At 34.5% G+C, this 25,392-nt stretch carries 29 protein-coding genes and 2 pseudogenes; 20 read left to right on the forward strand and 11 right to left on the reverse strand.

Features of this window, described 5'->3' with window-relative positions; genetic code table 11:
* Positions 1 to 148: 148 nt before the first annotated feature.
* Positions 149 to 760 (reverse strand): LysE/ArgO family amino acid transporter, encoded by a 612-nt coding sequence (locus LOK41_RS05190; protein WP_241815555.1) that lies wholly within the window; start codon positions 758 to 760, stop codon positions 149 to 151.
* A 121-nt stretch (positions 761 to 881) separates the two neighbouring features.
* Between LOK41_RS05190 and LOK41_RS05195 the strand changes: the two genes are divergently transcribed.
* The 5 genes and pseudogenes from LOK41_RS05195 to LOK41_RS05215 all read left to right on the forward strand — a co-directional run bounded on the left by LOK41_RS05195 (position 882) and on the right by LOK41_RS05215 (position 4,572).
* Positions 882 to 2,333: an aminotransferase-like domain-containing protein gene (locus LOK41_RS05195; RefSeq protein WP_241815556.1), complete on the forward strand. Its 1,452-nt coding sequence runs from the start codon at positions 882 to 884 to the stop codon at positions 2,331 to 2,333.
* A gap of 68 nt (positions 2,334 to 2,401) precedes the next feature.
* The gene (locus LOK41_RS05200; protein WP_174102521.1) at positions 2,402 to 2,569 is read left to right on the forward strand and encodes a DUF3933 family protein; all 168 of its coding nucleotides are present in this window, start codon (positions 2,402 to 2,404) and stop codon (positions 2,567 to 2,569) included.
* Positions 2,570 to 2,766: 197 nt separating this feature from the next.
* Positions 2,767 to 3,267, forward strand: a pseudogene (locus LOK41_RS05205) (sigma-70 family RNA polymerase sigma factor).
* Positions 3,257 to 4,279, forward strand: coding sequence for an anti-sigma factor (locus LOK41_RS05210; RefSeq protein ID WP_241815557.1), 1,023 nt, complete (start codon positions 3,257 to 3,259; stop codon positions 4,277 to 4,279). The pseudogene LOK41_RS05205 and the gene LOK41_RS05210 overlap by 11 nt, the downstream one beginning before the upstream one ends.
* Positions 4,261 to 4,572 carry a hypothetical protein gene (locus LOK41_RS05215; RefSeq protein WP_241815558.1) on the forward strand — a complete coding sequence of 104 codons (312 nt, stop codon included), beginning with the start codon at positions 4,261 to 4,263 and terminating at the stop codon, positions 4,570 to 4,572. The genes LOK41_RS05210 and LOK41_RS05215 overlap by 19 nt, the downstream gene beginning before the upstream one ends.
* 95 nt (positions 4,573 to 4,667) lie before the next feature.
* Here LOK41_RS05215 and LOK41_RS05220 read toward each other — a convergent pair whose 3' ends face one another.
* The gene (locus LOK41_RS05220; protein ID WP_241815559.1) at positions 4,668 to 5,633 is read right to left on the reverse strand and encodes a patatin-like phospholipase family protein; all 966 of its coding nucleotides are present in this window, start codon (positions 5,631 to 5,633) and stop codon (positions 4,668 to 4,670) included.
* Between the two features lie 88 nt (positions 5,634 to 5,721).
* Positions 5,722 to 5,862, reverse strand: coding sequence for a YjcZ family sporulation protein (locus LOK41_RS05225; protein ID WP_241815560.1), 141 nt, complete (start codon positions 5,860 to 5,862; stop codon positions 5,722 to 5,724).
* 236 nt (positions 5,863 to 6,098) lie between these two features.
* On the opposite strand from LOK41_RS05225, the gene LOK41_RS05230 reads away from it, so the two are divergent.
* The 3 genes from LOK41_RS05230 to LOK41_RS05240 all read left to right on the forward strand — a co-directional run bounded on the left by LOK41_RS05230 (position 6,099) and on the right by LOK41_RS05240 (position 8,543).
* Positions 6,099 to 6,851 carry a YwqG family protein gene (locus LOK41_RS05230; protein WP_241815561.1) on the forward strand — a complete coding sequence of 251 codons (753 nt, stop codon included), beginning with the start codon at positions 6,099 to 6,101 and terminating at the stop codon, positions 6,849 to 6,851.
* Between the two features lie 206 nt (positions 6,852 to 7,057).
* Positions 7,058 to 8,218, forward strand: coding sequence for a transglutaminase domain-containing protein (locus tag LOK41_RS05235; protein ID WP_241815562.1), 1,161 nt, complete (start codon positions 7,058 to 7,060; stop codon positions 8,216 to 8,218).
* A 127-nt stretch (positions 8,219 to 8,345) separates the two neighbouring features.
* The gene (locus LOK41_RS05240) at positions 8,346 to 8,543 is read left to right on the forward strand and encodes a DUF4083 domain-containing protein (RefSeq protein WP_241815563.1); all 198 of its coding nucleotides are present in this window, start codon (positions 8,346 to 8,348) and stop codon (positions 8,541 to 8,543) included.
* Positions 8,544 to 8,684: 141 nt separating this feature from the next.
* On the opposite strand, the gene nadE is transcribed toward LOK41_RS05240, so the two are convergent.
* Positions 8,685 to 9,503, reverse strand: a complete 819-nt coding sequence (nadE, locus tag LOK41_RS05245) for an ammonia-dependent NAD(+) synthetase (RefSeq protein WP_241815564.1) — start codon at positions 9,501 to 9,503, stop codon at positions 8,685 to 8,687.
* A 269-nt stretch (positions 9,504 to 9,772) separates the two neighbouring features.
* Here nadE and LOK41_RS05250 point away from each other — a divergent pair, with 269 nt between their 5' ends.
* On the forward strand, positions 9,773 to 11,653 hold the full coding sequence (locus LOK41_RS05250) for an FtsX-like permease family protein (RefSeq protein ID WP_241815565.1): 1,881 nt from the start codon (positions 9,773 to 9,775) through the stop codon (positions 11,651 to 11,653).
* Positions 11,654 to 11,874: 221 nt separating this feature from the next.
* Positions 11,875 to 12,825, forward strand: coding sequence for a S8 family peptidase (locus LOK41_RS05255; RefSeq protein WP_241815566.1), 951 nt, complete (start codon positions 11,875 to 11,877; stop codon positions 12,823 to 12,825).
* Positions 12,826 to 12,865: 40 nt separating this feature from the next.
* Here LOK41_RS05255 and LOK41_RS05260 read toward each other — a convergent pair.
* The 3 genes and pseudogenes from LOK41_RS05260 to LOK41_RS05270 form a co-directional block, all read right to left on the reverse strand.
* Positions 12,866 to 13,066: pseudogene (locus LOK41_RS05260) on the reverse strand (ArsR/SmtB family transcription factor); the annotation flags it as partial.
* Positions 13,067 to 13,183: 117 nt separating this feature from the next.
* Positions 13,184 to 13,408: a hypothetical protein gene (locus LOK41_RS05265; protein ID WP_174102533.1), complete on the reverse strand. Its 225-nt coding sequence runs from the start codon at positions 13,406 to 13,408 to the stop codon at positions 13,184 to 13,186.
* 84 nt (positions 13,409 to 13,492) lie between these two features.
* A complete protein-coding gene (locus LOK41_RS05270) occupies positions 13,493 to 13,840 on the reverse strand; it encodes a DUF4257 domain-containing protein (protein WP_174102534.1) in 348 nt (115 codons plus the stop codon).
* A gap of 199 nt (positions 13,841 to 14,039) precedes the next feature.
* Here LOK41_RS05270 and LOK41_RS05275 point away from each other — a divergent pair, with 199 nt between their 5' ends.
* From LOK41_RS05275 to LOK41_RS05290, 4 genes are all read left to right on the forward strand, one after another.
* Positions 14,040 to 14,567, forward strand: coding sequence for a DinB family protein (locus LOK41_RS05275; RefSeq protein ID WP_241815567.1), 528 nt, complete (start codon positions 14,040 to 14,042; stop codon positions 14,565 to 14,567).
* Between the two features lie 184 nt (positions 14,568 to 14,751).
* Entirely contained in the window at positions 14,752 to 15,801 is a 1,050-nt protein-coding gene (gene rsgA / locus LOK41_RS05280; RefSeq protein WP_241815568.1) for a ribosome small subunit-dependent GTPase A, read from the forward strand.
* A 156-nt stretch (positions 15,802 to 15,957) separates the two neighbouring features.
* Positions 15,958 to 16,272 carry a hypothetical protein gene (locus LOK41_RS05285; RefSeq protein WP_241815569.1) on the forward strand — a complete coding sequence of 105 codons (315 nt, stop codon included), beginning with the start codon at positions 15,958 to 15,960 and terminating at the stop codon, positions 16,270 to 16,272.
* 182 nt (positions 16,273 to 16,454) lie between these two features.
* Complete coding sequence (locus tag LOK41_RS05290; protein ID WP_241815570.1) at positions 16,455 to 16,823, forward strand: DUF3979 family protein; 369 nt, start codon at positions 16,455 to 16,457, stop codon at positions 16,821 to 16,823.
* 32 nt (positions 16,824 to 16,855) lie between these two features.
* Here LOK41_RS05290 and LOK41_RS05295 read toward each other — a convergent pair whose 3' ends face one another.
* On the reverse strand, positions 16,856 to 17,896 hold the full coding sequence (locus tag LOK41_RS05295) for a YkvI family membrane protein (RefSeq protein ID WP_241815571.1): 1,041 nt from the start codon (positions 17,894 to 17,896) through the stop codon (positions 16,856 to 16,858).
* 239 nt (positions 17,897 to 18,135) lie between these two features.
* Between LOK41_RS05295 and LOK41_RS05300 the strand changes: the two genes are divergently transcribed.
* From LOK41_RS05300 to LOK41_RS05310, 3 genes are all read left to right on the forward strand, one after another.
* Positions 18,136 to 18,579, forward strand: a complete 444-nt coding sequence (locus LOK41_RS05300; protein WP_174102540.1) for a Dps family protein — start codon at positions 18,136 to 18,138, stop codon at positions 18,577 to 18,579.
* 97 nt (positions 18,580 to 18,676) lie between these two features.
* Positions 18,677 to 19,132: a DUF3939 domain-containing protein gene (locus LOK41_RS05305; RefSeq protein WP_241815572.1), complete on the forward strand. Its 456-nt coding sequence runs from the start codon at positions 18,677 to 18,679 to the stop codon at positions 19,130 to 19,132.
* A 304-nt stretch (positions 19,133 to 19,436) separates the two neighbouring features.
* On the forward strand, positions 19,437 to 20,390 hold the full coding sequence (locus tag LOK41_RS05310; protein ID WP_241815573.1) for an alpha/beta hydrolase: 954 nt from the start codon (positions 19,437 to 19,439) through the stop codon (positions 20,388 to 20,390).
* A 56-nt stretch (positions 20,391 to 20,446) separates the two neighbouring features.
* On the opposite strand, the gene LOK41_RS05315 is transcribed toward LOK41_RS05310, so the two are convergent.
* Positions 20,447 to 21,448, reverse strand: a complete 1,002-nt coding sequence (locus LOK41_RS05315) for an LLM class flavin-dependent oxidoreductase (RefSeq protein ID WP_241815574.1) — start codon at positions 21,446 to 21,448, stop codon at positions 20,447 to 20,449.
* 95 nt (positions 21,449 to 21,543) lie between these two features.
* Positions 21,544 to 21,747 (reverse strand): DUF3896 family protein, encoded by a 204-nt coding sequence (locus LOK41_RS05320; protein ID WP_241815575.1) that lies wholly within the window; start codon positions 21,745 to 21,747, stop codon positions 21,544 to 21,546.
* 184 nt (positions 21,748 to 21,931) lie between these two features.
* Here LOK41_RS05320 and LOK41_RS05325 point away from each other — a divergent pair, with 184 nt between their 5' ends.
* Both LOK41_RS05325 and LOK41_RS05330 read left to right on the forward strand, forming a co-directional pair.
* Positions 21,932 to 23,401, forward strand: coding sequence for a flavin monoamine oxidase family protein (locus tag LOK41_RS05325; protein ID WP_241815576.1), 1,470 nt, complete (start codon positions 21,932 to 21,934; stop codon positions 23,399 to 23,401).
* A 255-nt stretch (positions 23,402 to 23,656) separates the two neighbouring features.
* Positions 23,657 to 24,241 carry a GNAT family N-acetyltransferase gene (locus LOK41_RS05330; RefSeq protein ID WP_241815577.1) on the forward strand — a complete coding sequence of 195 codons (585 nt, stop codon included), beginning with the start codon at positions 23,657 to 23,659 and terminating at the stop codon, positions 24,239 to 24,241.
* 36 nt (positions 24,242 to 24,277) lie between these two features.
* On the opposite strand, the gene LOK41_RS05335 is transcribed toward LOK41_RS05330, so the two are convergent.
* Positions 24,278 to 25,180 carry an aldo/keto reductase gene (locus tag LOK41_RS05335; protein WP_241815578.1) on the reverse strand — a complete coding sequence of 301 codons (903 nt, stop codon included), beginning with the start codon at positions 25,178 to 25,180 and terminating at the stop codon, positions 24,278 to 24,280.
* A gap of 18 nt (positions 25,181 to 25,198) precedes the next feature.
* Between LOK41_RS05335 and LOK41_RS05340 the strand changes: the two genes are divergently transcribed.
* On the forward strand, positions 25,199 to 25,384 hold the full coding sequence (locus LOK41_RS05340) for a hypothetical protein (RefSeq protein WP_241815579.1): 186 nt from the start codon (positions 25,199 to 25,201) through the stop codon (positions 25,382 to 25,384).
* Positions 25,385 to 25,392: the final 8 nt, after the last annotated feature.

Below are 25,392 nucleotides of genomic sequence, written 5' to 3' on the forward strand. Positions count from 1 at the left end.
TACAAATGGATTTTTTTGCTATCTCATTTTTTGCTGGATGTCATAGGGATAAATTTCTAATCTTTGCTATATTCCATATAAGTAACGGCTCCTTTTCAATTATTGTTTAACAATTACCTATAAATATACTGAAACGGTATCCTTTTTTCTAAAAAATAACTTGTTTCAACATATAAAGAGCAACTCCCCAAATAATAACCCCTGAAATTTTATTTAGAATTGTAATTGTCTTTCTTGAGGAATCAACTTTTCCAAGTATTCTTCCTACAAAGGCTAAGCCAATAAACCAAATCCAAGAAATTGTAATTGTTGTGAAAGTAAAAGCCCATTTTTCGCTGCCTACATATTGAATAGAGTTTGTGCCAATGACGCCAATTGTATCTAGAATTGCATGTGGGTTCAATAAGGAAACGGAGGCAGCAAAGATAATTTGTTTTTTGATAGCCATTGCTTTTGCTTCAATCGTCTCTTTTGTGGCATCACTTTTCCAAATCATCCATCCCATATAAAGGAGAAAGAAAAATCCAATTACATAAAGTGTTGTTGTTAGCCATGAAAAGGTCAACAGCATCAGTGATACACCTTGTACTGCAATCAAAATTAAAATTGTATCGCAGATCGATGCAGTTAGAACAACTGGTATAGCTCGCAAAATATTTGGCTGACTAGCACCTTGATTAAAGACAAAGACATTTTGCACACCTAATGGAATAATGAGTCCAAATGCAAGAATCATTCCGTGAAGGATTGCTTCAGTCATTTCATTCCCTCCCATATAAATAGCTGAAATATGATAGTGTATATTGTATAAAAGAAAATCAAAATTGTATCCATCCATATGGTTGGATAACAAACCAACCAAAACTAAGTGTGGTGATAATATGGAGCGATTTGACTGGAAGCCAAATGGATCCTCTCCGGTTCCCTTATATAAACAAATTGAGGAGTATATAAAAGGGAAAATTATAAATGGAGAATGGACGATTGGTACAAAATTACCGTCGCAGCGAGCTTTCTCTCAAGCATTTGAAGTGAATCGAAGTACAATTGTAATGGCGCTAGATGAATTAACAGCGCAAGGATTAATTGAGGGAGAGGGTAGAAGGGGAACAATTGTGAGAAACGATATAGGGAGTGTATCGACTTTAGCGCCTCCCCCAAACTGGAATTCCTATGTAGAAACAGGTATTTATTATCCGAATCTCCCGACCATTCAAGAAATTAATCAAGCCGAATTTTACCCCAATATCATCCGACTAGGTACTGGTGAACTTTCACCAGAGCTTTTACCTGAGAAGAAAATGAAGCAAATCATGAAGGAACTTTCTTATAGGGAAATCCCTTTAGGATACGAGGAACCAAGAGGAGACTTCAAATTAAGGGAGCAAATAGCAAAGTATTTGCAAAAATATGATATTCTTGCATCGCCAGCATCTATATTAATTGTTTCGGGAGCAATTCAAGCACTGCAGCTTATTTCGATGGGACTTCTACGCAAAGGCTCGTCCATTTTACTTGAAAAACCATCATATTTATACTCGCTCAATGTTTTTCAGTCTGCAGGAATGCGTTTGTTTGGTATTCCAATGGATGAACATGGGATTCAACCATCACTTATTTCAAAATATAAAAGACAATTCAATGGTTCTATTTTATATACCATCCCGTCTTTTCATAATCCAACAAGTCTTGTCATGAGTGAACAAAGAAGGCAAGAAGTTATAAAGGTATGTAATGAAATTGGATTACCTATCATTGAAGATGCTGTGTATCAAGATTTATGGCTTGATTCGCCTTCGCCTAAACCATTAAAGGCATATGATACAAATGGGGTTGTATTACATATTGGAAGTATGTCAAAAGTGATTAGTCCTGGTTTAAGAATTGGCTGGGTTGTTGGACCAGAACCAGTCATTAAAAGATTGGCGGATATAAAGATGCAAATGGATTACGGCTCGAGTTCGTTATCACAACGAGCTGCTGCAGAATGGTTTGCAAGTGAGTTATATGAGAAACATATACAGCAAATACGAATTGAGTTGAAAAAACGGAGAGACTTTATGCTCGAAATGCTAGAGAAATACTGTAGAGATGTAGCAACTTGGCAAATACCAACAGGTGGATTTTATATTTGGTTACATATTAAACCAAACATTTCGATGCGGGAGTTGTTTGAAAAAGCATTACAAGAAAAAATTCTGCTCAATCCTGGAAATGTGTATGATAGAAATGCAAGTCAATATTTACGTCTTTCCTATTCATATGCCTCAATACATGATATAGAGAAAGGAATTGAAAAGGTTGCAAGATTGATAAAGAATCTTGCAGTATAATAATTATATTTTTTTAAAAGTAAAAAATGATATTATAAATGCGAGTAACTGAAAAAGGGGAAAGAAAAATGAAACAATATGTCATTTGTCAGGTTATTGATGGAATCAAGTATTTAGCTGCCTATGCAGAAACGAGACAAGAAGCGATTGAAAAAGCTGAATTATTAGGGTTAAGAACAGGGGAACGCTACGTTGTTGTTACTGCTGAAGAAGCGGTGGGGTTACAGTATCCTTAAAAAAGCTACCATTTTGGTAGCTTTTTTAAGAGGTTTAAAGTTAGTCATAATATCTTAAATTTTATTTATAATTAAAACTTAGTATTAAAATAGGTGGTTATTAATACTTTCTTAATGACCGAAAAAAATATAAAAAAGGAAAAATAATGCAACTTTTTAGCGCGTTCATTCGTGTTATATATGAAAGGAGGAGGGGAATGGAAATTGAAGAAATATATAAGGTTTATATAAACGATGTGTACCGGTATTTATTTTCCCTTTCTCGTAGTCATCACGTAGCGGAGGATTTGATGCAGGAGACTTTTTATCGGGCGTATCTTTATCTGGAAGATTATGAAAACCAACAGGTAAAATCATGGCTTTTTAAAGTGGCATATCATACGTTTATTGATTTTGTGAGGAAAGAGAAAAAAATAGCTTTTGTAGGAACGGAGGAATTAGAGACAATATAAGCAGGTGAATCTACAGAAGAGTATGTAGTCGCAAAAAATAGTTATGAAAAATTAATTCAGATTATTCATACTTTACCTGTGATAGAGGCACAAGCTATTTTATTGTGTGACGTACATCAATTAACGTACGAAGAGGGTGCTTCTGTATTAGATTTAAAGTTAAACACGTATAAAAGTCACATCTTTCGCGGGAGAAAGAGATTAAAACAATTGTTAAAGGAGGAAAAGAGTCAAAATGACAAATGATAAGCCTCATTCTGAACAAGAAGATTATAAAGACTTGCTACAAGAAGCTCTTCAGCAAAAACCGGCTTCTCTTCCTGAGGGAAAACAGGAGCAAGTGTTGAAAAGAGGAAAAAAACGAGCCCGTCTTACCAATGTTTTGATTGTATTTACTTTTTTATTACTTATTCAACCTATTTTATATGTAGCTACACTCGCATACTATGTATTGGCACCGACAAACGCAATGGAGATACGGAATGTAGTAAAACAAACGCTAAGTGTAACGGAACCAAATGTATTTATGAAGGAAAGAGACATGGAGCAAACATTGTTACCGCTTAGTTTACAACTGCATTTTGATTTGTATAAAAGGATAGGGAAGAAAGATATTCGGATTGGGGAAGAGAAAACAAATTATTTATTAAGTAACGTAACGAAGGTAAGCCGTGAATATACAATAGATGAAAAAATTCCTGAAATCCTATATATAGATAATGAAGTATTGTCTCATCCAAATAATTATAATATGTCTTATAATAGCAGTGAAGAAGCGCAGATATTAAAAGGTCTTCCACAAGAATCTGTTGTAGAAGCATTTGTATCTTTTAGAGAATTATTAAGTATACAAGAGGTAAAGCGCATGTTTCCTAATATTGATATTGTTTGGTATGCCGTGAATACAGGGCTAGAGGAGAAGCAAAAAAATGATGATGGTGTGTATGTTGCCCCGATTGGTTTTCCAGCAGATATGATTTCAAGTCCAAATGGCCCATTTTTAAGTGACTCACCTCATGAGGAACAATTTATTGGTGTGTTAAAGTCATTACGGAAGCATGAAAATTTAGCGGTGAAGCTATCTAGAGCGAAAACATTAGAGCTATCAAAGCGTATTTCTTTCCTTGAAAAAAACGGAATCAAAACATACGGGGCAGTTGTTACTGGGCCTAAAGCAGAAGTTGAAAAATTGATGACTCATGAAAAGGTTAGAAAATTGAAAGTAGGTGAAGCGAGATTATGGAATTGGCATTCTTAAAGCAAAGAAAGAGTCATATTTATAAACAAGAAACGTGGATGGGGATTATTTCATTAATTATTGCCTTTCTAGCGTTATTGTATTTGAACATTACATTGCTTATTCAAGAAACATTTTTAGGTGAAGGTTTTCTACAAATAGTTGGAGCTGGATTGTTGTGTTCAGTCATAGGTATGATTACAAAAAGTAAAAGTCGAAAATATGCATTGTGGGCATGTAGTTTATTTATCTTTATGCTACTGTTTGCTGTATTTGGATTTATGTTAGGTTGGATGATAAGCTTTACGCCGTAAACATGTGGAAAAGAGCGAATGTAGATTCGCTCTTTTTTAATGTACAAAAAGTAAAATAGATAAGAATAGAACTCATCAAATTTGAAAGGAGAGCACTATGCATCTAGGCTGTGGTTTTGTTGATATGTTTTTCGTTCTCGATTTCCACTCCTATATTGATTAATATATCTTTTGAAATTCCAAGACTTTAAAAATTTCTCGGCAGCGTTAAAACCAGACTGATAGAGCCATTCTTTCTCAGCGGTAGTTAATTGAAATTTTGTGCTCGTAATGGTTCCGGTTGGAATTGTAATGGTGCGCGCTTTTGTTTCTTTGTCTAGATGACGTAAATCGTGTGCCTGCATCATAGTTTTAAATAAACCTTTGAACATAGAAATAGGTTCTTCATAAGGGACAGGTTCAGCTTGAATTTTATCTTTTACAAAATGAAATCCAAAAGTAGGCCAGCTTGGGATGGAAGTGCAATCAAAGATCCATATTGGATAATTGCTCAAAATACCTCCATCAACCATATAGCAAGGTTGTTTCCATTTAGGTGTTTTCCATTTTATTGGTTCAAAATAAAACGGAATGGTACTGCTCATTTTGACTGCTTTTGCAATAGAAAAATCGTGATTTGTAAATCCATAGTTTGGTAAATCATCGGGGAAAATAACCATTTTTCCATTGCTAATATCTGAAGCGATGATTTTTAAATTTTGTGGATTAGACAAGTCACTAAAATGATGGATTCCTTTTTTGTGTAGGAGGTCTTCTAACCATTTTTCTAAAAAGTCATTTGAATAAATCCCTAATTTCGTCCATGCGCTTAAAGCTTTTCCTACAAAAGGGATTTTATCAAGTAAAGTTTTTTTTGTGAATTGATGGTAATCCATGTTACTTATAATGTCCTTTAGTTCTGTACATGAGTAACCGGCTGCTAGAAGAGCTGCAATGATAGCACCGGCTGATGTCCCGGCTACACGCTCCCATTCATAGCCTTGTTTTTCTAGGGCACAAATCGCCCCAACATGTGCAATTCCACGAACACCGCCGCCTTCAAAAACTCCATCAATTTTCATAAGAATATTCCTTTCAAAGATTGGATTTGTTATGTAGTAAAAAAGCACGTCATTCACGTGCTTTTTTACAATAGTTGTTCAAGTGTACTTAGCAACCGATGAAGCCGCCCCAGCAGCTAGCTCCAATGATGATTAGAAGGATAAATAAAACGATTAATAAAGCGAAGCCACCGTAACCGCAACCTCCACCGCCATATCCAAAACCACCACAACCGTATCCGTAACCCATGTGGAATGCCTCCTTATCATAAAAGTTGGAATGAAGCAGAATGAATAATGTGAGGATCTACTAGAAGAGATGATGAAATATCTTGTTTGTAGGAACACTGTATACTATGCTGTTTTAAACTTATTCGCGTCCTAGAGATAAGCCCGTTTTTGATTTGTTTGTTTTCATTTTTCGTGATGAATGTTGTACAATATTTGTGTGAAGATACCAATAAGTACATGATGTAAGGAGAATTTATGAAAAAACAAATTGAGTCGTTAATTGATAAATATGAGTTGGCACATTTAAAACAGGAACTAATAGATACTATATTTCCTTGTATAAAAGTGGTTCCTAAGCAGATGGATATACTTCCAATTGGTAGCTCTAAAATGGGCGGAGTTCCTGATGTGCCGGTTTCATTCGAATATCCAACCTACGAAGGGAATTCATTAGATTTTATTGCACAATTTAATTTAACTGATTTACAAGATATGGGTATGAATCACAATTTTCCTGAGAAGGGGATGTTATATTTCTTTTATTACGGCAATCATTTTGAGGAAGAGATAAATCAACACGAGGCTGGATGTGTTCTGTATTGCGATGTCTCAACTGAACAATTACAAAGAATGGATGGAAATCTAGCGAAATTTACACAATGTGAAATTTCATTTGAACTTACATATAAGTTGCCAGAGCTCTTTATTGAAGACGAAGAAGATTCGGATCGTTTTCTGCAGTTACTTGAGGAATTAATCCCAGATCATTATGATAACCATCAATTATTGGGTGAACCTTTCTCTGTTCAAGAAGAAGTGTTTCAAGAAGCTGGAGAATGCATTGGTACGAATGTTAACAATATAACACTCTTATTCCAAGTCGATTCTGATTATCAAAACTGTAATATGGTGTGGGGAGATTTAGGAATGTTATATTTCTGTATTGATAATGATGATTTGAAACATCATCGGTTTGAAAATACATGCGTTTTATTACAGACTTGTTAGAAAGAATCAGTAGTTACTTCTAATGGAAGAACTGCTGTTTTTTTATATTTTCTGAAATATTATCGAAATTCCCTTTAATAATAGTAAAATAGCAATTAATAAATATGTATAATCTCATATTTTCTTTTTGAAAAAGTATTGTATACTTTAAAGATATATGGACATTTCTTTCATATGATTTAAATAGAAGGATGTGACTAGATGAGATGAAAAGACAAAACAAATATATAACAACTGTTGCACTATGTTCAACGATTTTGATTGGTGGTTTACAAGTTCCAGCGGTATCTTACGCGGCTACAAACTCAAAAGTTGCTGTTACGCAAACAGATACTAAACTCTTAGAAGGTTTCCGCAAAGAATTAAAAAAACATATTGATAATCGCGAAGAAAATATTATAATTACGTATAAAACAAAAGTAAAAAATGGCAGGGAAGTACTGGATACGCTCTATAAAGAGTATACGAAGATAATAGATAAAGATGAGTACTTAAAATATAATGTAGCGGGCACAAAGTATTCCATAAGAGGGATACCAGGAAACTATACGTTTACATTAAAAATTACATATCGTGAATCAAAAGAACAAACCCAATATGTGAAAAAACAAGTTAAGTCAATTATAAATTCTACCTTGAAGCCTGGTATGGATGAGCATGAAAAGGTGAAAGCTATACATGATTACGTTGTGAAACATGTTTCATATGATACGTCTTATAAGGCTTATACGGCATATGAAGCGTTAGTAAATCGTTCAGCCGTTTGCCAAGGATATACATTATTAACCTATCAATTATTACAAGAAGCAGGTATTCAATCGCATATTGTAACAGGGAAAGGGAATGGGCAGGCACATGCATGGAACTTAGTAAAGATTGAGAATAAGTGGTATCATATGGATACCACATTCGATGATCCAGTTCCAGATAAAGCAGGGCGTGTTACGTATTCGTATTATAATATATCTGACGAGCAGTTAGGCAAGGATCATGAATGGGATCGAAGTAAGTATCCAAAAGCATCAACTAATTACTATAACGAATTAACAGATAAAATAAAAACAGGTACTCCTAAAGCAGTAGTGTACAAAAAAATGCTAAAGGATACGAACTTAATTTATCTGTCGTCGCAATACGGGGCTGAAAATTATAATGAATTTAAAGTGAAATTGCAGAAGCAATTTACTGCAAAGCCTACAAAAGTGGAAATGCGTTATAAACAGTCGATGGATGGAACAATGCAAGATATAAAAAAAGTATTAAATGAAATTTCTTGGCCAATAGGAGCGAAGCGAGTTTCATACCAAGTTGCGCCGTATAGTGCGATGGCAGGTTATTCATTAGCAACAATCACATTTACGTATTAATAAAAAAGAGCATCTATAACAGGTGCTCTTTTTGTATTTGTGTGTGGATTGTTCGTGATGATTGGAAAGGAATAGGTTATAGTTAGAATATGGTAAAATTATCAAAAACAAAAGGTGGGAGTGCTGAATGTCTTTGTTTGAAAATGATGTATTTGCAATCGCTTACCTATGTGTGATAATCGGACTAATTGTTATATTTTGTATCTCATTTACTTTGTTTGTAAAAAGGCTAGTATTAAGAGCCACTGTAAACAAAACTTGTTCTAGAAGTATAGAAGAAAAGATTGATAGAATAATTGAATTGCTTGAAAGGGAGAAAAAATAACCATAGATGTTCTGGGGAGGAAGAAAGTGGCTGTATATCGTTAAGGGACTGTAAAAGGATAGTGTTAGTGATGAGACATTAATGCTTCGAAAATCTAGAAAAAGAAGCCAATATAAACTGGCTTCTTTTGTCTTTTGATGATTATTTCCACCAATCATCAAACATCGATGCTGGTACTTGTCGTTTATGTTCGCTTATTGTATAACGTTTTTCAATTTTTTCTGCTACATCCGCCGTAACTGTTTTTCCTTCTAAGTAATCATCAAGTTGATCATATGTAATACCTAATTCCGTTTCATCCGCTTGTCCTGGTTTTTCATCTAATAAATCAGCTGTTGGCATTTTCAAGTAAAGGCGTTCTTCGGCACCTAATTCTTGTAATACAGCTTTTCCTTGACGTTTTGTTAAGCCTGTAAGCGGTAGAAGGTCAGCGCCACCATCTCCGAATTTTGTAAAGAAACCTGTTACAGCTTCAGCAGCATGGTCTGTTCCGATAACGAGTAAACCTTGTTGACCGCCAATTGCATATTGTGTGACCATACGAAGGCGAGCTTTGACATTTCCTTTATTAAAGTCTGTTAACGATTCGCCTAATAGGTCTTTATATTGGTTAGAAAATGCATCGACAGCCGGAGCGATATCAAAAGCAATCGATTGATCTGGTTTAATAAATTGAAGTGCTAATTGTGCATCATCTTCATCTTTTTGTACTTTATATGGAAGACGTACAGCAATGAATGTTGCATTGCCTCCTTCATTGCGAACTTCTTCAACTGCAAGCTGTGCTAGTCGACCCGCAAGCGTTGAATCTTGTCCACCACTAATACCAAGTACGAATCCTTTTGCACCCGTTTTTCTCAAATAGTCTTTTAAGAAGTCAATTCGTTTACGAATTTCTGCTTTCGGGTCAATTACAGGTTGAACATGTAGTGCTTTCATAATTTGTTCTTGTAATGTCATTATATTTTCCTCCTATTCATATAGAACGAGCGATAAGTATATATGTACTGATTCATAAATCTCCATTCTTATTATTTCGCAAAATTAACGAATATACAATAGGTTGAAGGTATGAATATGAATGTAGTTATTATAAAGAAACTACTTCGTTTAATCAATTTTTCTGTAACCTTTCAAAAATGTAAGGTTTTTGTCATTTGAATCGATGGCATATATTTCCGCGCTTTATTATGATAGCGATATAGTGATTGAAAGGGCGGAGAAACAATATGAATATTAGGGAATTAGCGTTTCGTAATGTAACGCGAAACAGACGAACATATTCAGCATATTTTTTAAGTAGTGCATTTGCAATTATGGCCTTTTTTGTTTATTCATTTTTTGCATTTCATCCAGCATTAAGTGCTAGTCAGTTAGGTCAATATGTATTTGTAAGTATGTCGTTTGCACAAGTTATTATTTATCTTTTTACTTTTTTCTTTATTTTATATTCAATGGGAATGTTTTTGAAAACAAGAAAGCGTGAATTGGGAATTTTGATGATGTTAGGCATGACGAAATTTCAATTAAAGCGTCTTATCTTTTTTGAAAATGTGATAATTGGGATTGCGGCTATTATTACGGGGATTATTTGTGGAATGATATTTTCAGGGGTAATGGTTGTAGTAGCACCTTTATTATTAAAGGTGGATTTGTCTCTATCATACTATGTGCCAACGACAGCAACTGTTGTAACAAGCTCGATGTTTTTTATCTTATTTATTATCATTTCTTTCTTTAGTGCAGGATTAATTCATAAAAATCAAATTATGAAACTATTTAGAGGTTCGGTAAAAGCAAAACCTGAACCAAAAGCATCTATTATTTCTTCAGTATTAGCTGTATTATTGCTTAGTGCGGGATATGTAGGTGCACTAACCTCGCATGGTGCTATGGTATTTATTATGCTTATTCCTGTAACGACAGTTGTTACTATTGGAACATATTTATTATATAAGCAACTTAGCGTATTTATTATTCGATCATGCAAGAAGAGTAAACGGTTGTTTTGGAAAAGAACAAATATTATAACTCTCTCAGATTTAGCGTATCGTATGAGAGATAACGCGCGAATGTTCTTTATTGTTACGATTATTTCCACTGTAGCATTTTCAGCTATTGGTACATTAGTAGGTTTTGCTTCTATGACAAAAGGAATCATGGAGCAACCAATTGCATTTCAGTATCACTCTAAACAAGGAAATGAAAATGAATCACAGCATGTACAAACTATTGAGCAAACATTGAAGAAACATCATATATCTGCTGAAAAAATGGAGATTGTATCAAAGCAAACCGAAAATCAATCATTAAGAGATGCGACGTTTGTGAGAGAATCTGATTATAAAAAGTATGCAAAGTTAACCGGGGAGCGGGTGGAGATATTAACTGAAAACGCAGTACTATTTCTATCAATAGAAATACCTGGTCCACCGAAAAAAGAGAGAACAACAATTGAATTGCCGAATGATAACAAATCGTTGCAAGTGAAAAAAGTAAACTCATCTTCTCTTGGTAGAGTACTTACTGGAAATATATATGTAGTTTCAGAAACCCAATATAATTTATTGCCAGATGGATTTAAAGAAGTAAAAGATTATTTGTATAAAACAAAGGAAACAAAAAATGAAATAAAAGCTGGAAAAGAACTTACAAATCAAATAAAACCTTATCAAGAACATTCAAGATTTAGTGCGGCAGAATATGATGAAAATCAAGCTTTACAATTTGCTGGACCTATCTTTTTTGTAGGATTCTTTATTGGTATTGTATTCTTTGTTTGTGCAGGTAGTTTTCTATACTTCCGTCTGTTCTCTGACTTAGAAGATGACCAACGTTTATTTGATTCCATTCGAAAAATAGGGTTAACAAGCGGTGAGTTAGCAAAAGTAGTAACAATTCGATTGGCATTATTATTCTTTGTTCCAATTAGTGTTGCAACATTACATGGTGCGGTTGCATTAACCGCTTTAGGGCAAATGTTTGAGTATTCGCTTGTAAAAGAAAATGCGATTGTATTAAGTATCTTTGTAGGGATTCAAATTACGTACTTTATCTTGATTCGATCACGTTATTTAAAGCAATTGAAAGAAAGATTACGAATGAGTTAATATATAGTAGTTCATACAAATCTCCTAATACATGATGTTGGGAGATTTTTTATTTTGTTTGGTATTCAAATGAAATAAAGTATTGGGCCAATTTATATAAGGCATTTTTTATATTGAGAAAAAATTATGAAGCAGGAAAATAGGAGCGGGAAAACGAATGTTATCAATAAGTGTAAGCGTATTCAAATGGAGAGGTTAATATATTTTTAGGAGGGATTAAGATGAATAGTAGTACGGCCAATAAACAAAAAGGTATTCAATTAATTCCGTTTACGGTAGATAAAGTAGTTGAGCAAGTAAACGAAATTCCACCAGGTGTACAACTGATTCATGCTCCTGAGGTTTGGGAAAAGAGTGTAAAAGGACAAGATATTGTCGTGGCAGTATTAGATACAGGCTGTGATATGAATCATGTAGATTTAAAAAATCGCATTATTGGTGGCAGGAATTTTACTGATGACTATGAAGGGAATCCTAATATTTATCTTGATAATAATGGGCATGGTACTCACGTTGCAGGAACAATTGCAGCAACAGAAAATGGGGTTGGTGTTCTAGGTGTTGCACCGCTTGCTAAATTACTAGTATTAAAAGTGTTGTCTGGGGACGGCTCTGGGAATTATCAGCATATTATTGAGGCGATTGATTATGCAGTGCGCTGGAGAGGACCTAACCAAGAACGAGTACGAATTATTTCAATGTCACTTGGAGGACCACAAGATGTCCCGGAGTTACATGAAGTTATACAACACGCAGTGAAACAAGATGTGCTTGTTGTATGTGCTGCAGGAAACAATGGAGATTGCAGCGATAAAACGGAAGAATTAGACTTTCCAGGTGCTTATTCAGAAGTAATTGAAGTAGGAGCTGTAAATTTAGAAAGGAAACTTGCTTGCTTTAGTAATTCAAATCAAGAAATTGATTTAGTTGCACCGGGGGAAGGGATCCTCTCTACTTATCCAGAAGGAAAATATGCAGTATTAAGCGGAACATCGATGGCGACGCCACACATTGCTGGAGCATTAGCACTGCTTATTAAGCAATGTGAGAGAGAGTATGGTAGAAAGTTAACAGAGCCAGAAATTTATGCACAGCTTATTAAACGTACTGTACCTTTAGGGTATGAGCGAACATCAGAAGGAAATGGATTAATAGATTTGTTAAAAGAATAGTTGTTACTAAAAAACATCTCATATTGGTATGAGATGTTTTTTAGTACGGTTCTGTTGCCTGCAAGACAGCATCTAATAATCCGGGAAATCTAGTATTTAAATCTTCCGTTCGAATAGAAACAAAGCGTTGCGTACCTTCTAGACGAGTGTACATAACACCAGATTCACGTAAAACTTTAAAATGATGGGATAAGGTTGATTTTGCTACAGGAATATTTAGTGAACCACATAATTGTTCATTACTAGTGTTTAGAAAAAGTGAACGATATATGAAGAAAGGAGTAGGAGAAAAACAGGGGCTTTTTCTTAAAGCTATAAAATTTGAAATAAACAAAAAAGCACTGTTTTAGACACATTACTAAAACAGTGCTTTTCGTTTAGATTGAACAGTTGCAGCATTTTCATCCTCTATTCCAGCTTCTTCGATAATTCGTTTTTTTGCTTTATCTAATAGGTGATTGACTTTTTCACCAAAATGGTTAGCTTCATGTTTTGTGCGGGCTGCTCGTAAACATTTATAGTTTTCTACCAGTTCCCCTTTTTCAGAGTCGGTTAAGAAATCTTCTATTTTCTTTTTTGGCATACGAAACACCCTTTCTTCTGACAAACGACGCAATTCAGAAATATTTTTATACATTATAACAATAATTTTAAAATGAAGTATATATTAACGTCGTAATAATTTGTCAATTTCTTGAATTTTCTCATCCGCTTTTCCGATTTGAGTATTCTTTGCTTGTTCACCACCAAGAGCTTGGTGAAGTAAAAAGGTTTGACCAGAGATGGCAGTAACAATAGAAACCTTCACAATTTCTTTTACTGTTGTTGCATCGAATAAAACAAGTCCAAGTAGTGCAGCAAGACTACCTGTTAAAATATCAGTGAAAAAACCAAGATGAAAAAATGTTTTTAAGCGGCGTGGAAGCAATAACTTACCTTGGTTATTGATAAGATGGGAAACGAAACCAGTAACACCACCAATGAGAACAGCAGATAGCCATTGATACATCTCCATCAAATCCACTCCTTTTAGTATATAAAATTCGGATTCCGCTGTATGGATTCCTTTTTCAATTCCATATACAAATATTGAGAAAATTTGGTTTGGCTATATGTATGTTCAATTTCATTATAACAGAAAATTTCGATATATTTCAGTCTATTACATAACATTGGTTTTCATTATTATAAATAGAGAGAAGGGGGATGAGAACATGAAAATAGATTACCGAATAAGAAGTGTAGAGGATTATACGCACAATATTGGACAACTTGTTAGTATGCTTGAGCATACTAGAGCGGTTACATTGCAAGAAATAAAAGATTTACCAGTAGAACATTTAGATTTCTTCTTAATCGATGATGGAAATTCTATCGGTGCGTTGCTAAAACATATTGCTGCGAGAGAAAAGGTTCATCAGCTTATTTCTTTTCAAAATCGTGATTTGACAAAAGAAGAACTGAAAATATGGGAGGATGCTCTTTTTTTAGGAGAGTCCGGCAGAAACATTTGTGGATATAACATACAATATTATATACAAATTTTAAATGAAATTAGGAAAGAGTCTCTACAATATTTAAAAGAAAAAGATGATGCATGGTTAATGTCAGAAGGAAGATGGGAAAACGGAGTTGTATATAATCAGTACTATTTATGGTTCCACGTATTAGAGGATGAGATTAGCCATCGTGGACAAATAAGAACGATAAAAAAGTATATATCTGAAAATTTAGTAAAATAAAGTAGCTTTTCAAAATAATATTACATATAATGAGATTAACTAAAATAAGAACGGAGTGATGTATTATGGTGATGACTTATATGAATGTAAAAGCAGATACAAAGGTAAAGGTGGACGGAGAAGGCGGTACTTTGTAAAGAGCGCATAATCCTTCCATTAGGCCCAAAATAGGGAGGATATAAACTTGAATAAAATTTATTTAGAATTATTTGGATGGGATTCTTTTTTTGAAGAGGAGTCTTTAGAGGGATTTGCAGTAGGACGTATTTTATTAGAACATAAACATATGTATCGAATTATGTGCGAAGATGGTGAGTATATCGCTGAGTTGTCTGGGAAATTTCGTCATGAAGCATTGGTTAAAAGTGATTATCCAGCAGTTGGTGATTGGGTGCATATAAAGAAAATGGAAGAGGCAAATAAAGCGATTATTCATAGTGTTTTTCCAAGAAGGAGTTCTTTTTCTAGACAAGCAGCTGGAGATAAAACTGCTGAACAAATCGTCGCGGCAAATGTTGATTATCTGTTTCTAGTAAACGCACTTAACCATGACTTTAATGTAAGAAGAATTGAACGATATTTATTGTTAGCTTATGAAAGTGGGGCAATGCCTGTAATTGTTTTAACGAAAAGTGATCTTTGCGGTGATTTGGAACAAAAGGTATTGGAAACAGAAGCGGTAGCAATTGGCGTTCCCATCTTTGTAGTGGATAGTTTGCAACAAATTGGAGTTGAGTCATTGCGACAGTTTGTAGCTCCAGGAAAGACGATTGCCTTAGTGGGTTCTTCTGGGGTAGGAAAATCGACTTTACTCAATGCGTTAATTGGAAGCGAAGTTGCAAAAACAGGTGATGTTCGAGAAGAGGATAGTAAAGGGCGCCACACTACGACTCATCGTGAGCTATTTCGATTACCGAGTGGTGGTTTAGTGATTGATACACCAGGAATGAGAGAGTTACAACTATGGGAAGGAAGCGAGGCCATCCATACGACATTTTCTGATATTGAAGAATTAGCAAAAGATTGCCGTTTTCGAAATTGTGACCATGAAAATGAACCTGGATGTGCAGTTCAATCCGCCATTGAAGAAGGGATTTTAGCAGTGCACCGCTTGAGAAATTATAAAAAACTACAAAAAGAAATTGCATACGCGATGAGAAAACAAGATCCGGTACTTGCACGTGCTGAACGAGGAAAATGGAAAAAGATGACGAAACAGAATCGAAAAAAATAGAATAGGAAATAGGACAGGAAACCAAAAGTTGATAAAATATTTTTGGTTTTTTGTTGTTTGTAAGTAGAAAATAGAAAATTATCGTCGAAAAATAAAGGGATTTGTTGCATGCGCGTATAATTATTGAAAAGTAGACTATTTATAAAGGAGAAACGTATGGGAGTGTATTGGGGAACGAAAAGACATTCTTGGCTTAGCTATGCCTCGTTTTGGTTAAGTATTTCATTTTTTCTTATCTTTTTAATTGAAGTGTTTGTAATTAGAACGCTTTTTAATAGCTCGGGTGGTGCAATGCAATTTATTAAATATTTTTATTTCATATTTGTGCCATTAAATATCATTATTAGTTTAAGACTATTGTTTAAAAAGAATGAAAAGAAAACATTACCAATTTTTAGTTTTATTGTATCATTACTCTTTGCAAGCTTAATAGTGGTATTAGCTTTAGCTGCGACAGGAAAAGTATTGTAATGAAAAACAGGGATGATAACGCCATCCCTGTTTTATTTTTGTGAATTTCGATTATAGTGGAAAAGTTATTAGGCAGATGAATAAGGAAAGAGGAATAATATATGGTACAATAAGCTTGATAGTGATAGAGAAAAAGGGTATACAAAATACTCATTGTTTTTTAGTAAGAGAGGGGTTATCTTATGCTATACGAGGATTTGATGTCATTATTTCAAGCTGCTCCAATCGAAGAGGGGAAAAATAGCTGGAAATATGTAATCCAAGAAAAAAATGGTCAGTATTCAATTGTCAATAGTGTATCAGCAGAACATATGAGTGTAGAATTGTTTTTTAATGAATATGATGAATTACGAATTACTTTATATAAAGAGGGTCATCCAATTACAACTATACAACGAATAGCAATCTTAAAAACCGAGTTAGAAGAGGATGAAGACGGAATTCAATTTGTTTTAGATCGTATGCCAAGCCGAATGATTCGATTACAATTAAAACCATTTCTTGCAGTGGAAATGGGGCTATATTGGGAAGTTTGTGAAGATTGTGAGTGAAAAAAGCATCCGTAAATAATGGATGCTTTTTACTATGTTTTTTCTAGTTGTTTATATGCGATTATTGGGAGGAGAATAATGCTTACCCATCCGATGATTGGATACAAAATGTGAAGGAGCTCGCTGTAACCGATATAGCTAAAAGCATAACTGATTAATAAAATAAAATAAACAATGTGGTTGCTCTTCCAACCAGTGATAGACTGCATTTGTTTTGTCATCCCAAATATATTTCCAACTAATGTGGTAAACACCTCTCCGAAAATAATAAGGACAAAGAAGAAATGAAAAGTAGCATTAAACCTTTTTACTACTTCAGCCATGGGAATGTTATATTGATAAAATTGGTCAACAGATAATATGGCTAAATGACTACATAATAAAATAAAGCTCAGCCCAGCTCCTCCTAAAATTCCGCCCCATAGAATCGCTTTTCGATCTTTTACTTCACTTGCTAGCGGTACGAGGACACTTTGGGCGAGAGAAAGATTTAAGGCGACATATGTAAGTGGACTTGTTACCCATTTCATATTCCAGTCTTCTGTAGGAACAGTGTTTAGGATAGGTGTTGTGCCATGAATAAAAGTTGTAATAGCAAGTCCGATAATGAAAATCATCATAATTGGTACGACAAGTGTATTTACTTCAAATACACCTTGCAATCCTCGGCTACCAATAATGATACATGCGATAACTGTAATGAAAATACCCAGTTGTCGTGGGAGACGAAGTTGTTCCTCGAATACAGCGCCTGCACCTGATAACATAACACTTGTTACACCAAAAAGCACGAGTAATAACAAAGTGTTTATCACATTTCCAAATACATCACCAAACAAATATCTGTTAAATTCCTGAGCAGAAAATGCACCAATTTGTGAGGAAAGTAACATCATCTTTGTACCTAGCCAAATAAAAAAAATGCCACTAATGCATATTCCAATTGTGCCGTATAATCCGTTAATCGTAAAAAATTCAACAATTTCTCGTCCTGTTGCAAATCCAGCTCCGACGACAGTCCCAATATAAGTAGCAGCAACTTTTTTAGCCACTTGCCATTGCTGATTATTCATGCAATCCCTCTTTCTACTATGATGAGCTTGACCTATTATTATGCATATGTGTGAGTTTGGACAATTAGACATATGAAGTAAAAGAAAGAGGCATGGATTTTCAACGATAGGGAATGATTAAAGTTGTTGCAACTTTGTTACATATAAGCGGATGATTTGGACAAGTAGGGAATTTATGGTACAATAAGACTGCATTATCAAAAGAGAATAATTATAAAGTAATAAGAGGAGTGGATTGAATGAGTACAAAAACGAATGTTGTTGAAGTATTAAACAAGCAGGTAGCAAACTGGAATGTGTTATATGTAAAACTCCATAACTATCACTGGTATGTAACAGGTCCACACTTTTTTACATTACATGAAAAATTTGAGGAGTTTTATACAGAAGCAGCAACGTATATTGATGAACTAGCAGAGCGTATTTTGGCGCTAGAAGGAAAACCATTAGCAACAATGAAAGAGTATTTAGAAACATCGACAGTACATGAAGGTTCAAGTAAGGAATCAGCTGAAGAAATGGTACAAGCATTAGTAAATGATTTTTCAGCGATTATTCAGGAGTTAAAAGAGGGTATGGAAGTAGCAGATGAGGCTGGAGACGAAACATCAGCAGATATGTTATTAGCTATTCATACAACATTAGAACAACATGTTTGGATGTTAAGTGCATTCTTAAAATAAGATATCAAAAACCTATTGGAAATTCTTTCAATAGGTTTTTTTATGATTTTTAAGCATTCTTTTTATGGTATAATATAGTAAAAAAGGAGGCGATGCAATGTTTCGCTTTTTCAAAAGTGGAAAAGAGGAGAGGTCAATTACGAAAGATGAATTAGAGCAAGCGATGGCTCGATTTCTTGAAAAAAATGCAAATATTGTTTATACAGTATTAGTCAATGAAGACTATACAGTGAATTATGATTTGTTAAAGCCGTATTTACCAGCATTTCCTACAAATACGTTCATTATAACGAAGGAAACGCTTGAGGTATTTGATCATACAGCAGAAAATTTGGAGCTTGTAAAAGAGATTGATCTTGTGCAAAGAGCAGTAGATCAATATGTGACAGAAAAAGAAATGTTTCCTATTGTAGAAGAAGATGAGAATCGTCTCATATGTGGATTGAAACTAGCACCATATCTAGATCGTGTATTAAAAAGAAATTTATATATTTCAGAGAAACATTATTTAGTTTCAAGTAAACCAGATAAGAGTAAAAAGAATATTGTTTAACATGAAAGCAACAATTTATATATTGTTGTCTTTTTTTGTTTATAAGAAATTTAAATGGAAATATATAATTCTGAATAGATTGATTACTCTGTCTAAAGGTGATTAAATAATAAGAGAGTAGCAGAAAAGAGTGATGTATAATGAAAAATTATCATCTAATTAACAAACAGTGTCCTAAGGATAGAGGAAGTCACTATTAATAGATAGGCAGACTATCATAGTACCCATCTGCTGAAACCTTAGGATGGTACAAAAGCTTTTAGCGAAGTTTATATTTTAAAAAAGTTACGGGAGGCAATGATGGATGAGTAACATCACTTATATTGGTTTGTTGAATGGGACTTTAGAATGTTATACAAAGAATGGTAGTTTAGAAGCGTATCAATATATTACAAAAAACGCTGATAAAGTAACTAGTGGTAATAAAGCTCAACTGTATAACTTTAAATATGCATTAGCAAGCGCATCAGGGCTTGAGAAAGAAGCTTTACATATAATGAAAGAAGCGATTATAGAAAATAAATTTTGGTATGGCTATGAGTATTTAATGACGGACGATGATTTGAAACCTCTCCATAAACATGAAGAATTTCATCAGATGGTTCAGCTTTGTAAAGAGAGGGAAGAAGTAGCAAAGAAGTCTGAACAAGTTCATTTGAAATTGATACAAGGAAATAGCGGTATTTATAGCAATTTATTCATTGCATTGCATGGCGATCAAGAAAATATGAAGATAGCAGCACCATATTGGCAATCGGTTGTACCGCATGGTTATTTGTTAGCATTGCCGCAGTCTTCTCAAATTCAATTTTCAGAAGGTTATGTGTGGGATCATATAGAAAAAGGGTCCCGTGAGTTAAAGGAACATTATGAAAGTATTATAGCGAACAATCATGGTGAGCTTGATCATACAATTATCGGGGGATTTTCTGCTGGTGCAAGGGTGGCGCTACATACAATATTAAAAGAAAATATAAAAGTAAAAGGATTTATTTTTGTAGCACCGTGGCTCCCTGAAGTTGAAGAGTGGGGAAAATTGCTGAACACATTAAAAGATAGAGGTATCAAAGGATATATTGTTTGTGGAGATCAGGATGAAGATTGCTTTGAATGTACACAGAAGTTTGTGGCATTATTAAAAAAGAAAAATATAGCGTATAAATATAAAGTTATAGAAGGCTTAAAGCATGATTATCCAGAGAATTTTGAAGAAATCTTACAAGAAGCAATTAGATACATTGAGGATACAGATTTATAAAAAATTCAGGTGAAAAAAGAGTGCGTCATATAGGGTGATGCACTCTTTTTTGTATATTATAAATGAAAAGCTTCTGCTAATAAACGATACGATTTTAATTTATCCTCAAATTGATGAGAGATGGTTACAATCATAAATTCTTCTGTGTTATATGCTTTACTCAATTCCGTGATTTGTTTTTTTACTTGTGTCTGATCTCCAACGATCATACGTTGTCGATTTTCTTTGATGCGGAACAAGTCATAGGCACTATAAGGATAGTTTTGTGCTGTTTCAATGGAAGGAGTACCAGTTGTACGCTTTCCTTGTTCTAATAATAGAATTGATAAGTCTAGACTAGACGCGATTTTTTCAGCTTCTTCATTTGTTTCTCCGCAAACAACAAAAATAGAAACAATTGATTTTGGTTTGTCTCCTAAGAAAGATGGCTGGAATTGTTCTTGATAAGCTTTCATCACTTCAGGGCCACCATAGCCGTTAATAAATTGAGCGAAGGCAAAAGCAGCTCCTTGTTTTGCTGCAATCATTGCACTTTCTCCGCTGGATCCAAGCATCCATATTTCAGGTGCCGTAGGAATGACAGGTGAAGCTTTTAGATTGGCATATTGATGATTTTCAGGAACTTTATCATGTAGGTACATTGCCACATCTTGTATTTGTTCGGGATACTGATCGAGAGAAATCATTTTTCCTTCTTGTAACGCGCGTGTTGCAATTGGCATACCGCCTGGTGCCCTACCTACGCCAAGGTCAATTCGATTCGGATAAAGTGCTTCTAATACACGGAAGTTCTCGGCTACTTTATATGAGCTATAGTGAGGAAGCATAACGCCACCAGAACCCACACGGATACGATTTGTTTTCGCTGCAATATGGGATATGAGCACTTCAGGGCTTGAACCAGCTAAACTGACAGAATTATGATGTTCAGACACCCAAAAGCGAGTAAATCCTAGTTTTTCTACTTCTTGAGCAAGAGCTGCTGTATTGGAAAAAGCTTCAGTTGCTGTACTGCCATCAGAAATAGGTGATTGATCTAATACGCTTAGTTTTATCATAGAATATACCTCTCTATTATATTAATGTACATTCTATTATATATTTACTTACAAAAAATGCGTAAAGAAATGCTCAAAGAAACAAGCGAATGTTTTCACATCCGCTTATTATGAGAAATACCTCGTTCATAATGATTCATTTCCACTAATGTTAAAATATATTCATAGTTATCGATTTCCATCTTAATTTGATTACGCTCTTCTTCAGTTAAATTTACATTTAATAATTTTTTACATAATAGTTGTTTTTTAAATTCTAAATGTTTTTTTGTTTCAGGATAGTCGTAAGTACGTTTCATTTTTATCAATCCTTTCCTTACATTTCCTATCTGTATCTTTATTATATGATAAGAACGGAGTGATGAGAGCTAATCTCTGTGAATTGTTAGTGAATATTCAGAAATATATTGTGCTGTTCTACCATACTCATGAATACAATTCAGTGAATTGCAATTTTGTATTTACGAGATAAGAGGTGGAATGATGCAAGAGCATATACAATCCCGTGTCACAATGGATGAAATGTTGAAAATTATTGATAAAGGACTACCGAAAACAGTAGTGCCAAAACAAATCATCATAATTGGTGCTGGTATGGCTGGTTTAGTATCAGCATCGCTACTTAAAAACGCAGGCCACCATGTGAAGCTTTTAGAAGCGAATAAACGTATAGGCGGCCGAATTGAGACGATTAGAATGGAAGACACAGGATTATATTTAGATGTGGGAGCAATGCGTATTCCATATATACATATGCTAACGATGGCTTATATAAAAAAGTTCGGGCTACAAGTGGCTCCTTTTATTAATCGAAATGAGACAGATATTATTTATGTGAATGGTAGAAAAACAACATTGGGGCAATATGAGAAGACCCCTAGTATATTACGTTATCCGGTGGCGATGAATGAGGAAGGAAAAACATCAGAGGAATTATTATTGCTAGCAGTGCAGCCAATTATTGACTTCATTAAAAGGAATCCCGATAAAAACTGGGGGATTGTTGAAAAAGACTTTGGGAAGTATTCAACAGCACAGTTTTTAAAGTATCATCCGTATCAATATAATACGTATTTTTCACCAGTAGCAATTGAAATGATCGGTGTGCTTTTAGATTTAGAAGGATTTTTAGAAAGGTCATTTGTGGAAACATTGCGTTTCTTATATATACTGCAGCAGGAAAGCGGTTTTTGTGAAATTATAGGAGGCAATGATCAGCTTCCGAAAGCTTTTTTGCCTCAGTTACAGAATGAGATTGTATACAATCAAAAACTAATGAAGCTTCATCAACATGATAAAGGTGTGACAGCATATTGTAGACATGAAGAGACGTTTGAATATAGCAGTATAACAGGTGATTTAGTTATTATTACAATTCCATTTTCCACAATGCGCTTTGTAGAAATTGATCCATTTGACTCTGTATCACATGAAAAGTGGAAAGCGATTCGTGAACTACATTATATGGCGGCTACTAAAATAGGAATTCAATTTAAAAGTCGCTTTTGGGAAGAACAGGGTCAATTAGGGGGGAGGATTATTACAGATTTACCAATCCGCTATGCGTATTATCCTAGTCATGGAATTAGTTCGAAGGGACCGGCTATGATGCTTGGGAGTTATACTTGGTCGTATGATGCATTGTTATGGGATGGACAAACAAAAGGTGATCGTATTTATTATACATTACAAAACTTAGCAACTATATTAGGCGGTCAAGTATATGATGAATTTATATCAGGAGTATCCAAAAGTTGGACATTAGATCCATATGCATTAGGAGGATTTGCTATTTTTCAAGCTGGTCAAGAAACAGAACTGCAACCAGCTATTGTAAAGCCTGAAGGGAAAATATATTTTGCAGGAGATCATACAACGCTTTATCATGGATGGATACAAGGAGCCATTGAGTCTGGAATACGTACAGCTGTAGAGGTGAATCAATTGAGGTAGCGGGGCTTATAGTGTTTATTTCTTTGAAAGGAATGACTTAGCAACGAAAAATGATGGAAGCAGAAAATAATTTTCAAGCTGAGATTGATTGGCTTTATAAATAATATTTGGGACAGGAATGATGGGAGAGGTATGTTATCTTAACGATTTTTTATAAGGTGAAGTATAGATGGTTAGAAAAATCAGAAAAAACATTTACTATATGATTGAGATTAAATATTATTATATATAAAAGAAAAATAAGGGGTGTTTGGAATGAATCCGTTATTACTTGATTTTCCTTCTGAATTTTACACAGACAGGCTTTTTGTTCGAATGCCGAAACCAGGGGATGGAAAAGCAGTCTATGAAGCTATCAATGCATCGATAGAAGAACTAAAACCGTGGATGGTGTTCGCTCAAAAGGAGCAAACAGAAAAAGAAATCGAAACGAGTATAAGAAGGTCACATATTCAATTTTTACAACGTGAAGATTTGAGATTACTAGTATTTTTAAAAGAAACTGGCGAATTTGTAGCCTCAGCTGGATTACATCGTATTGATTGGGAAATACCAAAATTTGAAATTGGATATTGGATAGATTCTCGCTTTGGTGGAAAAGGCTATATGACAGAGGCGGCGAAAGGGATTATGGATTATGCTTTTTCAGAGTTAAAGGCAAACCGGGTAGAGATTCGCTGTGATTCACGAAATGTAAAAAGTAGAGCGATACCTGAGAGATTGGGTTTTAAATTAGAGGGTATTTTAGAAAGTAGCGGTGTAGCAGTAGATGGTAGCGGACTCAGGGATACATGTGTGTTTGCGATGACAAGAAACAAATATGAGAAAGCAGAGCTGTAATGTATTAGCTCTGCTTTTTCATGAATTATTTGCTCATCACGGTACAGGATGCCCATTAGAACTTTCAAAGATGGTAAACCATTGTTGGCGATCTAATGTAAACTTTGTTGCAGCGGTAGCTGCTTTCACTCGTTCCAGTTTACCAGAACCAACGATTGGCATCATTTTTGCTGGATGAGCAAGTAGCCATGCATACATGACAATATCGATGCTATCAACATTGAGTTCATTCGCGACTTTTTGTAAAGTTTCGCGTAAGCGTACAACACGTCCATTTTGTCCTGTAAAGATTTCTCCGCCAGCCAGAGGAGACCAAATCATAGGACTGATTCTTTTCTCTTGGCATAAGTCAATTGTACCTTTTTCAAAATGTTCAAGCTGCATCGCAGATACTTCAATTTGGTTGGTAATAAGCGGGAAATCTAAATATGAGCTAAGCATATTAAATTGAGAAGGTAAAAAATTAGATACACCAAAATGACGTACTTTTCCCTCTTGTTTTAAACGTGTGAAACCTTCTGCAACTTCACTTGGGTCCATAAATGGATCAGGGCGATGAATCAGTAATAAATCAATATAATCAGTATGTAAGTTCCGCAGTGATTGCTCCGCACTTTTCACGATATGTTCAGCACTCGTATTATAGTGAGCAACATATCGTTTTGGAAATTTCGGTGATGGGGGAGCGATTCCACATTTAGTGACAATCTGCATGTTATCACGTAAAGAAGGCTGTAATTGTAATGCTTCTCCAAATAATGCTTCACACGTATATCCCCCGTAAATATCGGCGTGGTCAAAAGTTGTAATCCCCATATCCATACAATTTTCGATAAAAGAAAGTAATTCTTGTTTTGACATATTCCATTCTGCTAAACGCCAAAATCCTTGAATGATACGAGAAAATTCAAGATCACTAGCCATTTGAATTCGTTCCATTTTGAGTAGGCCCCCTTGATGAATGATAATATTTTTGAAAAGGCTTTCTTATTCGGTACTATTATAAAGTTATTAGATTGTACTTACAATGGATATGCCTTTGGTGTAAAAAACAATCTTATTCTGTATGAATGGGAAGTAAATCTACGTACGAGAGCAACTAAGAAGGTGGATGAGGATTACTGCCTTGAAAATTCGATTTGAGAAACTTT

The sequence above is a fragment of the Bacillus sp. TL12 genome (genome assembly GCF_022625245.1).
Lineage (GTDB): Bacteria > Bacillota > Bacilli > Bacillales > Bacillaceae_G > Bacillus_A.

Coding starts and splice junctions, on each gene's coding strand:
- LOK41_RS05325 (WP_241815576.1), top strand. CDS start 21,932: ATGCAAGAGCATATACAATCCCGTGTCACAATGGATGAAATGTTGAAA.
- LOK41_RS05340 (WP_241815579.1), top strand. CDS start 25,199: ATGAATGATAATATTTTTGAAAAGGCTTTCTTATTCGGTACTATTATA.
- LOK41_RS05270 (WP_174102534.1), bottom strand. CDS start 13,840: ATGGAGATGTATCAATGGCTATCTGCTGTTCTCATTGGTGGTGTTACT.
- LOK41_RS05195 (WP_241815556.1), top strand. CDS start 882: ATGGAGCGATTTGACTGGAAGCCAAATGGATCCTCTCCGGTTCCCTTA.
- LOK41_RS05285 (WP_241815569.1), top strand. CDS start 15,958: ATGGGAGTGTATTGGGGAACGAAAAGACATTCTTGGCTTAGCTATGCC.
- LOK41_RS05295 (WP_241815571.1), bottom strand. CDS start 17,896: ATGAATAATCAGCAATGGCAAGTGGCTAAAAAAGTTGCTGCTACTTAT.
- LOK41_RS05275 (WP_241815567.1), top strand. CDS start 14,040: ATGAAAATAGATTACCGAATAAGAAGTGTAGAGGATTATACGCACAAT.
- LOK41_RS05250 (WP_241815565.1), top strand. CDS start 9,773: ATGAATATTAGGGAATTAGCGTTTCGTAATGTAACGCGAAACAGACGA.
- LOK41_RS05230 (WP_241815561.1), top strand. CDS start 6,099: ATGAAAAAACAAATTGAGTCGTTAATTGATAAATATGAGTTGGCACAT.
- LOK41_RS05255 (WP_241815566.1), top strand. CDS start 11,875: ATGAATAGTAGTACGGCCAATAAACAAAAAGGTATTCAATTAATTCCG.
- LOK41_RS05265 (WP_174102533.1), bottom strand. CDS start 13,408: ATGCCAAAAAAGAAAATAGAAGATTTCTTAACCGACTCTGAAAAAGGG.
- LOK41_RS05320 (WP_241815575.1), bottom strand. CDS start 21,747: ATGAAACGTACTTACGACTATCCTGAAACAAAAAAACATTTAGAATTT.
- LOK41_RS05220 (WP_241815559.1), bottom strand. CDS start 5,633: ATGAAAATTGATGGAGTTTTTGAAGGCGGCGGTGTTCGTGGAATTGCA.
- LOK41_RS05225 (WP_241815560.1), bottom strand. CDS start 5,862: ATGGGTTACGGATACGGTTGTGGTGGTTTTGGATATGGCGGTGGAGGT.
- nadE (WP_241815564.1), bottom strand. CDS start 9,503: ATGACATTACAAGAACAAATTATGAAAGCACTACATGTTCAACCTGTA.
- LOK41_RS05240 (WP_241815563.1), top strand. CDS start 8,346: ATGTCTTTGTTTGAAAATGATGTATTTGCAATCGCTTACCTATGTGTG.
- LOK41_RS05305 (WP_241815572.1), top strand. CDS start 18,677: ATGTTTCGCTTTTTCAAAAGTGGAAAAGAGGAGAGGTCAATTACGAAA.
- LOK41_RS05190 (WP_241815555.1), bottom strand. CDS start 760: ATGACTGAAGCAATCCTTCACGGAATGATTCTTGCATTTGGACTCATT.
- LOK41_RS05300 (WP_174102540.1), top strand. CDS start 18,136: ATGAGTACAAAAACGAATGTTGTTGAAGTATTAAACAAGCAGGTAGCA.
- LOK41_RS05330 (WP_241815577.1), top strand. CDS start 23,657: ATGAATCCGTTATTACTTGATTTTCCTTCTGAATTTTACACAGACAGG.
- LOK41_RS05315 (WP_241815574.1), bottom strand. CDS start 21,448: ATGATAAAACTAAGCGTATTAGATCAATCACCTATTTCTGATGGCAGT.
- LOK41_RS05210 (WP_241815557.1), top strand. CDS start 3,257: ATGACAAATGATAAGCCTCATTCTGAACAAGAAGATTATAAAGACTTG.
- LOK41_RS05200 (WP_174102521.1), top strand. CDS start 2,402: ATGAAACAATATGTCATTTGTCAGGTTATTGATGGAATCAAGTATTTA.
- LOK41_RS05290 (WP_241815570.1), top strand. CDS start 16,455: ATGCTATACGAGGATTTGATGTCATTATTTCAAGCTGCTCCAATCGAA.
- LOK41_RS05310 (WP_241815573.1), top strand. CDS start 19,437: ATGAGTAACATCACTTATATTGGTTTGTTGAATGGGACTTTAGAATGT.
- LOK41_RS05215 (WP_241815558.1), top strand. CDS start 4,261: ATGGAATTGGCATTCTTAAAGCAAAGAAAGAGTCATATTTATAAACAA.
- LOK41_RS05235 (WP_241815562.1), top strand. CDS start 7,058: ATGAAAAGACAAAACAAATATATAACAACTGTTGCACTATGTTCAACG.
- LOK41_RS05335 (WP_241815578.1), bottom strand. CDS start 25,180: ATGGAACGAATTCAAATGGCTAGTGATCTTGAATTTTCTCGTATCATT.